The organism is Nocardia sp. NPDC003979 (genome assembly GCF_053605015.1).
In genome coordinates this window covers 625,954-638,402 of record NZ_JBSGIJ010000002.1, presented here as the reverse complement: position 1 = coordinate 638,402, position 12,449 = coordinate 625,954, and the positions used below count along the sequence as shown (strand labels likewise).

The 12,449-nt window shown below is 66.8% G+C and carries 13 protein-coding genes, 3 tRNA genes and 1 pseudogene; 8 read left to right on the top strand and 9 right to left on the bottom strand.

Translation table 11 applies throughout. The features are described 5' to 3' along the window. Positions 1–14: 14 nt before the first annotated feature. Positions 15–902 (bottom strand): galactan export ABC transporter permease subunit Wzm/RfbD, encoded by an 888-nt coding sequence (wzm, locus tag ACWEVR_RS06585; protein WP_443093646.1) that lies wholly within the window; start codon positions 900–902, stop codon positions 15–17. Between the two features lie 113 nt (positions 903–1,015). After that, a complete protein-coding gene (locus ACWEVR_RS06580) occupies positions 1,016–1,606 on the bottom strand; it encodes a bacterial proteasome activator family protein (protein WP_452466094.1) in 591 nt (196 codons plus the stop codon). 86 nt (positions 1,607–1,692) lie between these two features. Here ACWEVR_RS06580 and ACWEVR_RS06575 point away from each other — a divergent pair, with 86 nt between their 5' ends. Continuing rightward, complete coding sequence (locus ACWEVR_RS06575; RefSeq protein WP_067494785.1) at positions 1,693–2,895, top strand: cysteine desulfurase-like protein; 1,203 nt, start codon at positions 1,693–1,695, stop codon at positions 2,893–2,895. 18 nt (positions 2,896–2,913) lie between these two features. On the opposite strand, the gene ACWEVR_RS06570 is transcribed toward ACWEVR_RS06575, so the two are convergent. After that, positions 2,914–3,897, bottom strand: a complete 984-nt coding sequence (locus ACWEVR_RS06570) for an NAD(P)H-quinone oxidoreductase (protein ID WP_452466093.1) — start codon at positions 3,895–3,897, stop codon at positions 2,914–2,916. 161 nt (positions 3,898–4,058) lie between these two features. Between ACWEVR_RS06570 and ACWEVR_RS06565 the strand changes: the two genes are divergently transcribed. Both ACWEVR_RS06565 and ACWEVR_RS06560 read left to right on the top strand, forming a co-directional pair. Further along, positions 4,059–4,146: transfer RNA gene (locus tag ACWEVR_RS06565), tRNA-Ser, on the top strand. A 48-nt stretch (positions 4,147–4,194) separates the two neighbouring features. Next, on the top strand, positions 4,195–4,611 hold the full coding sequence (locus ACWEVR_RS06560) for a hypothetical protein (protein WP_452466092.1): 417 nt from the start codon (positions 4,195–4,197) through the stop codon (positions 4,609–4,611). Between the two features lie 56 nt (positions 4,612–4,667). On the opposite strand, the gene ACWEVR_RS06555 is transcribed toward ACWEVR_RS06560, so the two are convergent. Both ACWEVR_RS06555 and hisC read right to left on the bottom strand, forming a co-directional pair. After that, positions 4,668–5,456, bottom strand: a complete 789-nt coding sequence (locus ACWEVR_RS06555; RefSeq protein WP_452466091.1) for a PRC and DUF2382 domain-containing protein — start codon at positions 5,454–5,456, stop codon at positions 4,668–4,670. 247 nt (positions 5,457–5,703) lie between these two features. Beyond that, positions 5,704–6,771: a histidinol-phosphate transaminase gene (gene hisC, locus ACWEVR_RS06550; RefSeq protein ID WP_452466090.1), complete on the bottom strand. Its 1,068-nt coding sequence runs from the start codon at positions 6,769–6,771 to the stop codon at positions 5,704–5,706. 45 nt (positions 6,772–6,816) lie between these two features. On the opposite strand from hisC, the gene ACWEVR_RS06545 reads away from it, so the two are divergent. The 3 genes from ACWEVR_RS06545 to ACWEVR_RS06535 all read left to right on the top strand — a co-directional run bounded on the left by ACWEVR_RS06545 (position 6,817) and on the right by ACWEVR_RS06535 (position 7,831). After that, on the top strand, positions 6,817–7,545 hold the full coding sequence (locus ACWEVR_RS06545) for a dienelactone hydrolase family protein (RefSeq protein ID WP_067494737.1): 729 nt from the start codon (positions 6,817–6,819) through the stop codon (positions 7,543–7,545). A 93-nt stretch (positions 7,546–7,638) separates the two neighbouring features. Continuing rightward, positions 7,639–7,728 (top strand) — tRNA-Ser (locus ACWEVR_RS06540). 30 nt (positions 7,729–7,758) lie between these two features. After that, a tRNA-Arg gene (locus ACWEVR_RS06535) sits at positions 7,759–7,831 on the top strand. Positions 7,832–7,929: 98 nt separating this feature from the next. Here the strand turns inward: ACWEVR_RS06535 and ACWEVR_RS06530 are convergent. The 4 genes and pseudogenes from ACWEVR_RS06530 to ACWEVR_RS06515 all read right to left on the bottom strand — a co-directional run. Beyond that, positions 7,930–8,244: pseudogene (locus ACWEVR_RS06530) on the bottom strand (site-specific integrase); the annotation flags it as partial. Positions 8,245–8,382: 138 nt separating this feature from the next. Continuing rightward, on the bottom strand, positions 8,383–8,619 hold the full coding sequence (locus ACWEVR_RS06525; protein ID WP_452466089.1) for a DUF2188 domain-containing protein: 237 nt from the start codon (positions 8,617–8,619) through the stop codon (positions 8,383–8,385). A gap of 656 nt (positions 8,620–9,275) precedes the next feature. Continuing rightward, complete coding sequence (locus tag ACWEVR_RS06520; protein ID WP_452466088.1) at positions 9,276–10,001, bottom strand: maleylpyruvate isomerase family mycothiol-dependent enzyme; 726 nt, start codon at positions 9,999–10,001, stop codon at positions 9,276–9,278. Positions 10,002–10,144: 143 nt separating this feature from the next. Further along, entirely contained in the window at positions 10,145–10,540 is a 396-nt protein-coding gene (locus ACWEVR_RS06515) for a RidA family protein (RefSeq protein ID WP_452466087.1), read from the bottom strand. Between the two features lie 85 nt (positions 10,541–10,625). Here ACWEVR_RS06515 and ACWEVR_RS06510 point away from each other — a divergent pair, with 85 nt between their 5' ends. Beyond that, positions 10,626–12,206, top strand: a complete 1,581-nt coding sequence (locus ACWEVR_RS06510) for an esterase-like activity of phytase family protein (protein ID WP_452466086.1) — start codon at positions 10,626–10,628, stop codon at positions 12,204–12,206. 112 nt (positions 12,207–12,318) lie between these two features. Next, positions 12,319–12,447, top strand: a complete 129-nt coding sequence (locus ACWEVR_RS06505; RefSeq protein WP_452466085.1) for a hypothetical protein — start codon at positions 12,319–12,321, stop codon at positions 12,445–12,447. The last annotated feature ends 2 nt before the right edge of the window (positions 12,448–12,449 follow it).

Sequence of the window (12,449 nt, the reverse complement as noted above, 5' to 3'; positions counted from 1 at the left end):
CTCACGACAGCCTCCTAAACCCAGTACGGGACGCGGGCACGGTACTGCTTGAGCGCCAGGATCGCGACCACCCAGCCGACCACGGTGATCGCGCCGACGATGGCCCAGGAATGCCAGTCGGTGGGCTCGCCGAGCAGCGGGCCACGCACGATCTCGAGGTAGTGGAAGGTGGGGATGATCTCGATCAGCTTGGCCCGGTCGCTCATGCCGCCGACCGAGTTCTCCAGCGCCTTCGTCGACCACATCACCGGGGTCAGCACGAACAGCATCAGCGTCATCGAGCCCAGGATCGGGGCGATGTCGCGGTAGCGCGTGGAGAAGATGCCGAACACGATCGACACCCACATGGCATTGAGGAACAGCAGCAGGATCGCCGGAACAACCAGCAACAACGTCCAGTCAAGATCGCGCCAGATGGAGAACGCGAGCAGCAGCACCGCGTAGATCGCCGCGTTGTGGATGAAGAACAGGAACTGGCGCCACACCAGGCGATACACATGCACGCTCAGCGCCGAGGGCAACTGTTTGATCAGTCCCTCGTTGGCGATGAACACGTCCGAGCCCTCGAGGATCGACGCGCTGATCACGTTCCAGACGATCAAACCGACCGTCACATACGGCAGGTACTCGCTGATCGGCTGATTCAGCAGCGTCGAATACAGCAGCCCCATCGCCAGCGCCTGCAGGCCGGTCGCGATGGTGATCCAGAACGGACCGAGCACCGACCGGCGGTAGCGCTGCTTGATGTCCTGCCAACCCAGCGACAACCACAGCTCACGCTGATGGAACCCGTCGCGCATGTCTTTGAACGCGCGCCGGAACGTCTGCGAATCCGACACCATCGGCGTCTTCACCAGCAGCGGGGCGTCGGCGGTCTGCTCGGCGGCGGCCGCGTCGGCCACCTCGGCTTCGGTCGGTGTGTCGTCGGTATGCACGGGGCTCTCTTCGGTACGCGCGTCACCCTGGTCGGAGACCGATTCGGAACGAGCGGCAGCAGCGGGCACGATCCCCGACCTTACAGGTACTGCCCGCCGCCGACATGGCCATGGCCTGCCTTCCCGTCGGCCGCGTGCATGCCGGGCGGGAGGGCGCCCTGGCGCATCTGTTCGAGTTGGGCGCGGGCGGCCATCTGCTGGGCGAACAGGGCGGTCTGGATGCCGTGGAACAGGCCTTCGAGCCAGCCGACGAGCTGGGCCTGGGCGATGCGCAGTTCGGCATCGGACGGGACGGACTCGTCGGTGAAGGGCAGGGTGAGGCGTTCGAGTTCCTCGCGCAGTTCGGGGGCGAGGCCCTGCTCGAGTTCGCGGACCGAGGACTTGTGGATGTCCTTGAGGCGCGAGCGGCTCGCGTCGTCGAGGGGAGCGGCGCGCACCTCCTCGAGCAGCTGTTTGATCATGGTCCCGATCCGCATCACCTTGGCGGGCTGCTCCACCATGTCGGCCAGCGACTCGGCCGACTCCTCGCGGTCGTCGTCGGCCTTCTTGTCCCCGTCGACCACCTGCGCGGTGTATTCGGCCGCGGCGTCGGAGTCGGCGGGCACGGTGACCGGCCGACCGTCGGGACCGATCACGACGATGGATTCGGGGGTGTCCTCCGAGTGCGTCATAGCCCCATCATTGCGCGTGTGTCGGCTTCGCGCTAAAACCCCCACGCGGTTACACCGCGACGCCCGCTGCCCTTAAAGTGGCCACCATGACTTATGACGTCGCGAGGGTTCGGGGCCTGATACCGTCCCTGGGCGACGGCTGGATCCATCTGGACCCGCAGGCGGGGATGCTGGTTCCCGATTCGGTATCGCGTGCCGTCTCAACGGGTTTCCGTACCTCCTCGTTTTCCCACATCGGCCGCCACGGTGCGGCGACCCGCAGCGGCGCGATCCTCGACGCCGCCCGGGAGGCGGTCGCCGACCTCGTCGGCGGAGATCCGGCCGGCGTCGTGCTCGGTCCCGATCGTGCGGTTCTGCTCGCCTGGCTGGCCGAGTCCCTGAGTTCGCGCCTGGGTCTCGGCACGGGCATCGTGCTCTCCCGCCTCGACGACGAGGCCAATGTCGCACCGTGGCTGCGCATCGCCAACCGCTACGGCGCGCACGTGCGCTGGGCCGAGGTGGAGATCGAGACGTGTGAGATGCCGTCGTGGCAGTTCGAGGAGCTGATCGGGCCGACCGCGCGCCTGGTCGCGCTCACCGCCGCGTCGCCGATCGTCGGTTCCGCACCCGCCGTTCGGGTGGCCGCCGACCGGGTGCACGATGTGGGCGGTCTGCTGGTCGCCGACGCGTTCGGCGCCGCACCGTACGCGCTGATCGACATCGACGAACTCAATGCCGACGTGGTCGCCCTGAGCGCGCCGTCGTGGGGCGGTCCGCAGGTCGGTGCGCTGGTGTTCCGCGACCCCGCCTTCCTCGACCGCATCCCGTCGATGTCGCTCAACCCCTACGCCAAGGGGGCTGAACGCCTCGAGGTCGGCGGGCACCAGTACGCGCTGCTGGCCGGGCTCACCCAGTCGATCGACTTCCTCGCCGGACTCGACGAGCGCGCCACCGGCACCCGCCGCGAACGCCTCGAAATCTCGATCACCTCGCTGCAGGACTACCACGACCAGCTCTTCGACCACCTCATGCAGGTGCTCGAGCAGGTCGAGGGCCTGACGGTGATCGGCCGCGCCTCCACCCGCATCCCCACCGTCAGCTTCACGATGGCGGGCATGCAGGCGGAGAAGGTGGCGGCCAAACTGGCCGACGCCCGCATCGGCACGGTCAGCGGGGTGCACGGCGGCAGCCGATTACTCGACGCCCTCGGTGTGAACGACGAGGGCGGGGCCGTCACCATCGGCCTGGCCCCGTACACCACGCGCTACGAGATCGACCAGCTCGGCCGGGCCCTCAGCTCGCTCGAATAGTCCGTGCCGATCCTTCGCTCAGTCGCGCACGCGCAGCACGACCTTGCCGAAAGTGTCGGGTGCGTCGAGCAATTCGTGGGCGCGGCCGGCTTCGGTGACGGGTAGTTCTGCCGAGATCACCGGAAAGATCTCGCCCGCCGCCATCTCCGGCCACAACTGCGTGCGCACCGCGGCGATGACCTCGGCCTTGCTGCCCTCGCCCGCCCGTGGACGGGCGCGCAGGTTCGTGGCATGCACCGAACCCCATTTGCGCAGCAGCCCACCGATATTCAGCGACCCGGTAGTGCCGCCTTGCAGCCCGATCACCACCAACCGGCCGTGCGGGGCGAGCGCCTCCACATTGCGTTCGAGGTAGGCGGCGCCCATGTTGTCGAGAATGATGTCGGCGCCACCGGCGTCGGCGAGTACGGTCACGAAATCCTGGGTGCGATAGTTGACGAGGATTTCGGCGCCCAGACCCGCGCATTTGGCCAGCTTCGCGTCCGACCCGGCCGTCACCGCCACCCGTGCGCCCCGCCTCCGCGCCACCTGGATGGCGTGCGTACCGATGCCACCACCACCGCCGTGGATCAGCACCAGCTGCCCCGAGCGCATGCCCGCGGTCATCACCAGGTTCGACCACACCGTCGCCGCCACCTCGGGCAAGCCGGCGGCGGCGGCCAGGTCCATCTCCTCGGGCACCGGCAACAGCTGGGTGGTCGGCACGGCCGCCAACTCGGCGTACCCACCGCCCGCCAACAGCGCGCACACCCGATCGCCGACCTTCCAGTCCGTGACCCCCGGTCCCAGCTCGACGATGGTTCCGGAGCACTCGAGACCGGGCACCGAACTGGCATCCGGCGGCGGTGGATAGAAGCCACGCCGTTGCATCACATCGGCCCGGTTCACCCCTGCCGCAACGACTTCGATCAACACCTCGCCCGCGCCGGGTTCGGGATCGACCGTCACGGTCCACTCCATCACCTCGGGCCCACCGAACCCGTTCAGCTCGATAGCACGCATGCTCGACCGCCTCTCCGCGTCTTTTGGCCAGACTAAGTGCGTGGGGCTGTGCGTTGGCGCCTTGCGAATCGTGTTGGGGCGGGGCAGCCCGTGCCCGGGGAGTTACCCATGTTCGTGCGAGATCTGTTGTCGCGGTCGCGTCCGCTAGTATTTCTGCTCAGGGAGACGTGGCAGAGCGGCCGAATGCACTCGCCTTGAAAGCGAGCATGGGTAACACCATCGGGGGTTCAAATCCCTCCGTCTCCGCCACCGCCGGGCTTTTCGCCCGGCATCAGGTTGTTTCGAGGGGGAGTTCTCATGACCGGTGCTGCATTTCCCGCGGCTCCGCAGTTCCGAGCTGTACCGGGGCAGACCGGGGTCGTCGTCCACACGCGGAAGTTGCCGATCGCGTTCGGGATCGGCGCGCGGGTCAGGGTCGACGGTTTCGAGGTTCCGAACATCACCTGGGGCGCCAACTTCGTCCCCGTGCCGCCGGGTACCCACATGCTGACCGTCGAGACCACGCAGTGGGGAATGGGCTACGGCAGCAACCATGCCTCCGTCCAGGTCTTTCCCGGTCATACCACCGAGGTGCACTACTCCGCGCCCGCCCAGATCTATCTGAAGGGTGCGCTCGGTGCGGAACGTCAGGCCACGCCCGGAGTGGCCCTCAGTTACGTGGCGTTGGCCTTCTGTGTGCTCCTGGTCGTGGCCTGGATCGCTCTGGCGATCTGACCCCGGACGCGCCTAAGCCCCGGCGCGAAACCGGGGCCTACGCGAGAGCATTTACGTCACGGCTTGTTCCGACGACGGTCGTCGTCGAAGCCTTCGGTTTCCACACGCTCCTTGCGGACGGTGTCGGAGACGGTCTGTTCGTCGGCGACCTCGTCCACCTCGAGACGGACACGTTCCACCGGGACCGCTTCCTTCTGGACGTGCACCTGGTCGGCGTGCAGCGTCACCTCGCGCTCGTCGTCACCGATCTCGGTGCGACCGGTGCGCTCGCCGGTGATCGGCTCGCGGACGATGTGCGCCTCTTCGTGGGTGGTCGGGACCTTGATGGTCTGCTCCTCGGTCACCACGTACTTACGCAACCGAGCGGTGCCGACCTCCTCGCTTTCGGTGTCGACGCGCAGCTGCTCCTCCGAACGGATCATCGAATCGTCGGTGGTGCCACGATTCATGGCCGCCGGATCACCGTGGGTCATCGGCTCGTCGGTACCGGGGCGGATCTGCTGACGCCCATAGGTGTTCCAGCCGGCCGAGCGCGGGTCCACGTGGTAATGGCGGAACAGCTCCTGCTCGGACTGGGCGCTGATGCGACCGCCGTCGTCGAGGTGCGGGGCGGACTTCACCTGCTCCTTGTCGACGTGCAGACGCAATGTGTCCTCATCGGCCTTGTGTTCGGCGCCCGCCAGCGGCACCAGCGAGTCGGAACTGAACAGGCCGGTCGAGACGGCGGCCCAGGTCGGGGATCCCGTGTTGTTGTCGATGTAGATCTGCTTGACCTTGCCGATCTTCTCGCCCCGCTCGTCATAGGCGGTGGCGCCGATCAGCGAATCCAATGTTGCCTTGCTCATTTTCATCCCTCCTACCGGGAGCGGAGCCGTCGATCCGGATCCGGGGTGACGGTCCGCGTGGTTGTGGGTGATCAGTCGGGACGCAGTGACCGGGTTGACCAGATCAGCTACGTGGCGGCAAATACCCGGGGCCCAGGGGGCCAAACAACCCGAGGTGAGGGCGCGGTTATGAGATGGGGCCGCGACGGACGCGACGTAATCGGTCGGTCGTCCATCTTTACGCCCGAAAAGGCAAGTGGCGCAGCGGTCAGCGGAAGCGGAGCGCCGTCTCCGGTGCGGTGGCGAAGGCGAGGAAACACTCGTTCTCGTGCGGGTCGCCGATAGTCACGCGCACGCCGTCACCGGCGAAGGGTCGAACCAGCACACCCGCAGCAGCGCTCGCCTCGGCGAATTCCAGGCTGCGCGCCCCGAGCGGCAGCCAGACGAAATTGGCCTCACTCGGCGGCACCTCGTACCCGGCCGCCAGCAGTGCGTCGCGCACCCGCGCCCGCTGGGTGATGAGCACGTCGGTGCGATCGAGCAGCTCGCCGTGCGCCTCCAACGAGGCGATCGCGGCCGCCTGGGCCACCCGGTTCACGCTGAACGGGATGTGCACCTTCAGCAGCGCGGTGATCACCTCGGGATCGCCCACGGCGTAACCCACGCGCAACCCGGCCAGGCCGTACGCCTTCGAGAACGTCCGCAGTACGACGACATTGGGTCGGGTGCGGCCGATCTCGATACCGTCGGTCTCCGGCAGCCGCAGGTACTCGAAATACGCCTCGTCGAGCACCACCAGCACGTGTGGGGGCACCCGATCGAGGAAACGCTCCAGCTCGGCGCGTTGGTGCGCCGTGCCCGTCGGATTGTTCGGGTTGCAGACGAAGATCAACTTGGTTCGTTCCGTGATCGCGTCGGCCATCGCGTCCAGGTCGTGGCGATGATCGGCGGTCAGCGGCACCGGCACCGAGGTGGCATTGCCCACCTGGGTGACGATCGGGTACGCCTCGAACGAGCGCCACGCGAACACCACCTCGTCGGTCCTGGCATCGCAGGTGATCTGCACGAGTTCCTGGCACAGCGCCACGCTGCCGCAGCCGACCGCAACGTTGGCAACGCTCACACCGAGGAATTCGGCCAGCGCCGCCCGCAACTCGGTGACCTGGTTGTCGGGGTACCGGTTGGCCTGCTCCGCCGCCGCCGCGATCGCCTTCGCCGCGCTCGGCAGCGGGCCGAACGTCGTCTCGTTCGAGGCGAGCTTCACCGCGTCCGGGTGGGTACGGCCGGGAACATAGGCGGGAATGGTGGCCAGGTCGGGCCGGATACGCGCGGTCACCGCTTCACCCTACCCAAGACCAGTTCTGCCGCCTACGCTGGGAATATGCCGGGCACTTACAACGATGTCGCCCCACTGCGGCCGGTGGAGTCCGCCGGTGAACCGGGTGGTGCCGAAACCAGCGCGCGCACCTCGGTGCCGATCACCGTCGTCGAGCCGGAACGAACGGCGCGCGGCGGCATCGTCGTCCTGCACGAATCGCGGGAGTTCCCGCCCCAGCTCGTCGAGCTCATGCGATCGCTTGCCCAGGAGGGCTGGATCGTCGTCGCCCCGCACCTGTTCGATCGTCTCCCCGACGACGACGTCCACGAGGTGTTCGGCGACGAACTGTTCGCCGACTTCGACGCGGGCTTCGACTGGCTCACCCGCCGCGGTGTCTTCCCCGACACCATCGGCGTCCTCGGTTTCGACACCGCGGGCACGGCTGCCTTCCTGGTGGCCACCAACCGACCCATCGGCGCCGCCGTGAGCGTGGCCGCCGCCGGCATCGTCGACCCGCTCCCCGACCAGCGCACCTCACTGGTGGAGGTGGCCCCCAGCCTGCAAGCCCCCTGGCTCGGCCTGTTCGGTGCCGACGATCCCGCCACCCCACCCGAGGCCGTCGACCAGCTCCGCGACGCCACCGCCCGCGCGAATGTGGCCAGTCTCACCGTCACCTACCCCGGCCTGCGTCACCGCGCCGACCGCCCCGACCCCGACGACGACGCTGCCGCCGCCATCCGCATCGATTCCCAGACCCGCATCTACGACTGGTTCGACAGCAATTTACGCTAGCTGACCAGGCGTTTTGGACTCCTACGACTGCTCGTGTAATCTTCATTCCCGGCGGTTCGACAAGGACCGGTGCCCTCGAAAGAGAAGGCTCCAGGAGGCGTGCCAGAGCGGCCGAATGGGACTCACTGCTAATGAGTTGTCCCTTCACGGGGACCGGAGGTTCAAATCCTCTCGCCTCCGCCACACCGGTTCGCCGGTACAACTGAAGACCATGCGCCCGTAGCTCAACGGATAGAGCACTTGACTACGGATCAAGAGGTTAGGGGTTCGAATCCCTTCGGGCGCACAACAATCCGCCTCCTACCAGCGTCAGCCGGTAGGAGGCGGATTACGTTTCCGGACAATCCGGACAGGATCACTTACTTTCCCCTTACAAACGACCCGTTACTTTCCCTCGGCGAACCGGTCGAGGGTGCTCCGGAAATCGGGACCTTGGGTCTGGCGTTCGAGGTAGTGCTGTTCGGTCGTAGCGAGCTGAGCATGGGACAACTGAGCCTGAGCCTGCGTCGCCCCGAGTTCGTTGCGGACCACCGTCGCCACCGTTCGGCGGAAGCTGTACGGGGTCACCCACTGGAGTTCGTCGGGCAATGCAGCCCGCAGCGAGCGCCGCAGATTCGCGAGACTCATCCACCCGCCATCACGATTGCCGAACACCGGACTGTCAGGGCCAGCCGCCTCGCCGAACAGGGCGGTCCAGTCGAGGGGGCCGTATGCAAAGACCCCCGCCGAGTAGACGGGGGTCTTTGTGGTGCCTCTAACTGTTGCCGAGGCTTTGGAGCGATGACGAGCTACTTCACCGAACCGAGGAGGATCGTGAGGCGCTTCGTCGGCATGGCGTCACCCCTTGGGAGGGTGCGGATCGTTCCCCGGCTGGACGGTATCCGATCCGCGAATCTGTCCATTGGGCCGGTGAATTACGGCCTCACCACCCCCGTCGTTGCCGAGGATGCGCTTAGCGATGCCGACGGCTTCCGCCTGAGTATCGGCGTGCCCGCTCGGACGGCTGGCGTTCGGCTTGACGACATCCCAGCCGCCGCCTGGATTCTTCGTGACGTGACGCTCGTTGCGAGCCATCTGTCCTCCTATTGATATGCCAACCCGGCAGCATGAACCGGTATCGGACCGGTTCGCGCTGGTTGAGGTATGTTCGGAGGGCACAACCACCACGAAGTGCAATACCGAACGAGCCTCAGCCGGGTGCCCCCGTTGGGGCTCGTTCCTTTTCAAGGTCTGTGGCAACACAAACACTACACCTAGTGGGCGACAGAATCATCTACCGCAACATGTTGTGTCGTGGAACGGCATTCACGAATTGCTGCGGTAGTATCTTGAGCCGACTGTACTCAATTTTCGGTTGCCCCCGCCGGTGTGTCAACGAGCCCCCGGGCTGTCGGGCCATAAAGCCGGTCGTATGGGGAGGCGGGCGTGGTAGTCGAGGCTGCCCGTCCGACGTCGTAGAATCTGTCACTTTCACGCAGGCGGCACCGTACGCAGTGAACTCGTTCCGTACTTTCCTCTTACAAACGTCCCCGGACTGGCGCGGACTTGCCGGGACGATTGCTGCGCCTTCTGGCCGAGAAGCGTTGCGCGGCAGTAGACTAAGCGGACAGGGGCAGACAAGTACATACGGCGGAAAGTATCCAGAGGTTAGGGGTTCGAATCCCTTCGGGCGCACAACAATCCGCCTCCTATCGGTATCCCCGGTAGGAGGCGGATTTTTTTTTGTGTGGTTATTTCCAGGCGGGGAGTGGGGGGAGGGGGCCGGTCAGGTCGGTGCCGGGGGTGCGGCCCAGGAGCCAGGCCAGGAGGGACGTGGCGGGGCCCAGGACGGTGTGGTGGGGGCGGTCGGGGCCGATGGTGGCGATGAAGTCGGTGTCGGTGGCTTGGATGTCGAAGGTCGGGGTGGCTTCGGGGTGGACCTTGGCCGACAGGTCGGCGACGGTTTCGGGGAGCAGGCGGGCGACGAATTCCTTCGGCCAGTCGGCGGGGGTGTAGCCGACGCCGAGGTCGACGTGGTGGATCTCGGTTTCGCGCAAACGCATCCACGGGACGATGTCGGCGGTGAGGGTGCCGCCCTGGCGGTTGCGGACCTCGGCCGCCCAGTCGGCGGCGGACATGGTGGTGGCCAAGGCCTGCCAGCGATGAGCCGACGCGGCGAAGTCGGCCCGCTGCACGTCGGGCGCGCGGCCCGCACCGGTTTCGATGTCGGCGTCGCGCACCGCCACGCTCGGATACTGCGGGATCTCGATGCCGGTGTGCGCCCACAGCAGCAGGTTCAGCAAGCTGTCCGCATTGCGGGACACGTGGGCGACGACATGGCCGCGGGTCCAGCCGGGCAGCTGGGACGGCTCGGCCAGGGCCGATTCGCCGAGCGCGTCGATCGAGGCTCCGAGACGCGCGGTGGAAGCGGAGACCTGAGCCAACAGGTCGGTGGGCGTTGCCATTTCGCTGGTCACGAGATCGAGGGTAGTAGTTCGGTGCGCGCGACACCGGCGTTCACGACGCCCTCGACCCGGGCTGTGGATAACTCGAAACCTGTGGACAACTGTGCACTTTTCGCCGTCGACGCCCGGGGCGCGAAGTGCCCGTGATGCGACGATCAGCCGGCGACGATCGCATCGGCTTCGATCTCCACCAGCAGCCCGGGCGCGATCAACGCGGTGACCTCGTACATCGACGCCGCGGGCCGGATATCGCCGAACACTTCGGCGTGCGCGGCCGCGACCTCCGGCCAACGGGAGATATCAGTGACGAACATCCTGGTCCGCACCACATCGCGCACACTCGCGCCCGCCTGGTCGAGTGCGGTGGCGATCCGCGCGAGGATCTCGCGGGTCTGGGCGCCGATATCGTCGCCACCGACCGCGCCCCCACCTGGCAGCGCCGCCGTCGTGCCGCTGACCAGCACATGGTTGCCCACCCGCACGGCACGCGAATACCCGACGACATCTTCGAAGTCGGAGGCAGAGGAAATGTTGAACCGGGTTGTTGTCATGGTGGCCAGAATGGGGCACCGGCTGCGGGAGGACAATTCATTTCCCGGTCGTCTGCTGGTCGGTTGCGCGCGGTACGCAAGGCGGATGAACGCACGACCAGCTCTTCGTCTTTTCCCGCTCACGGCCGCGCTGTGTGCCGCCGCCGTCACGGCGGCCTGCTCGACGCCCGGCTCCGATCCCGACTTCACCACGGCGAAGGACCAGTCGTTGGTGATCTCGCTGGACGAACTCGTGGCGAGCGTGGGTGGGGACGCGGTGCTCGGCGTGAGCATGGAGCCCGAGCACGGCAACCTCACCCGCAAGACCGACGGGTCCTACGTGTACACACCGGTCGCCGGCTACTCCGGGCTCGACCAGTTCACCGTGACCACCAGCGACGCGGTCCGGCTGTACACCACCGACATCCCGGTGCTCGGTGAATTCGGCGGGACCACGGTGCAGGGCAGCGGTTTCGGGTCGGCGTGGACGCCGGTGCCGGGCACCACCGACGAGTTCTACGGTCTCACCGACCGCGGCCCCAATGTCGACGGCCCGGGAAAGAACGAGAAGCTCTCGCCCACACCGACGTTCGTGCCGAAGATCGGCAAGTTCAAGCTGGTCGGCAGCAAGGCCGTGCTGCAGTCGAGCATCGAGCTGCGCAACCGGGCGGGCGTCCCGTTCAACGGCCAGGTCGATTCGGCGGCCAGTACCGGCGAAACCATCAAAGATCTCGCGGGCACCGTGCTGCCGGCCACCGACCACGGCCTCGACCCGGAAGGCCTTGTCGCCCTTGCCGACGGCACGTTCTGGGTATCGGACGAATACGGACCGTTCCTGGTGCACTTCGCCGCCGACGGCACCGAGATCGAACGGCTGGCGCCCGGCACCGGGCTGCCGAAGGAGATCGCCCTGCGCAGCCCCAACCAGGGCATGGAAGGACTCACCATCACCCCGGACGGCAGCACGCTGGTAGGCATGGTGCAGAGCGCGCTGAAGACACCTGGTCTCGACGGCTCTGCCAAGGAGGTGCCGTTCGCCCGGATCGTCACCGTCGACCTGAAGACCAAGGTGCAGAAGGAATTCCTGTACCCGCTGGAGAACCCGAAGCAGAACAAGGTCGCGGTCTCCGAGATCACAGCGCTGAGCGCGACGACCTTCCTGGTCGCCGAACGTGACGGGAACCTGGCGCCCGAGGCGAACAAGAAGATCTGGACGATCGACATCGCGGGCGCTACCGACGTCGGCCCCCACTCCACCCTCGCGGGCGCCCGGTACGACGCCGAGCAGGGCGGTCTGCTGATCGACGGCAAGCCGATCGAAACCCTGATCGGCACCGTCCCGACCGCCGACGCGGTTGCCGCACTGAAGAAGTCGGGTATCACCACGGTGGAGAAGAAGAGCAATCTCGACCTGGCTGCCCTGGTCACCGCGCTCGACGACAAGGGCAGGTTCTTCGGCCACGACAAGATCGAGGGCATCGCCTCGCTCGACGGCGGCAAGACCATCTACATCGCCAACGACAGCGACTTCGGTCTCGCCGCGAGCACCGGCGAGCAGCCGCCGTTCGGGTTGAAGCCGAAGACGCTGGCCAACGGATTACAGGACACCGGTGAGGTGCTGGTGGTCGACACGACGAAGCTGCCCGCGAAGGTGGGAGGTCATACGGTGAAGATCACCGTGGAGTAGGTGGGAGAACGGGGTGTGTGACGGCGTCACACGCGGTTTCATCACAGGGCGCACAGGTTGTTGTCAGGTTGGACGGGCAAGCTGGGCGATGCAACCAACCGGAAGGTCTTAGATGAGCTACGTGATCGCACTGGCCGGCTTCGCCACGATCCTGGCGATGGTGGTCTCCGGCTACGCCGCCGCCAACGCACCCCGTTCCCTGGTCCGCGTCCGCGCCGACCGCTCGCCCTACCGCCGCTGACC

Excerpts from the sequence above, each read along its gene's own strand:
- ACWEVR_RS06580 (WP_452466094.1), bottom strand. The coding sequence starts at position 1,606 with ATGACGCACTCGGAGGACACCCCCGAATCCATCGTCGTGATCGGTCCC.
- ACWEVR_RS06575 (WP_067494785.1), top strand. The coding sequence starts at position 1,693 with ATGACTTATGACGTCGCGAGGGTTCGGGGCCTGATACCGTCCCTGGGC.
- ACWEVR_RS06570 (WP_452466093.1), bottom strand. The coding sequence starts at position 3,897 with ATGCGTGCTATCGAGCTGAACGGGTTCGGTGGGCCCGAGGTGATGGAG.
- ACWEVR_RS06560 (WP_452466092.1), top strand. The coding sequence starts at position 4,195 with ATGACCGGTGCTGCATTTCCCGCGGCTCCGCAGTTCCGAGCTGTACCG.
- ACWEVR_RS06555 (WP_452466091.1), bottom strand. The coding sequence starts at position 5,456 with ATGAGCAAGGCAACATTGGATTCGCTGATCGGCGCCACCGCCTATGAC.
- ACWEVR_RS06545 (WP_067494737.1), top strand. The coding sequence starts at position 6,817 with ATGCCGGGCACTTACAACGATGTCGCCCCACTGCGGCCGGTGGAGTCC.
- ACWEVR_RS06525 (WP_452466089.1), bottom strand. The coding sequence starts at position 8,619 with ATGGCTCGCAACGAGCGTCACGTCACGAAGAATCCAGGCGGCGGCTGG.
- ACWEVR_RS06515 (WP_452466087.1), bottom strand. The coding sequence starts at position 10,540 with ATGACAACAACCCGGTTCAACATTTCCTCTGCCTCCGACTTCGAAGAT.
- ACWEVR_RS06510 (WP_452466086.1), top strand. The coding sequence starts at position 10,626 with ATGAACGCACGACCAGCTCTTCGTCTTTTCCCGCTCACGGCCGCGCTG.
- ACWEVR_RS06505 (WP_452466085.1), top strand. The coding sequence starts at position 12,319 with ATGAGCTACGTGATCGCACTGGCCGGCTTCGCCACGATCCTGGCGATG.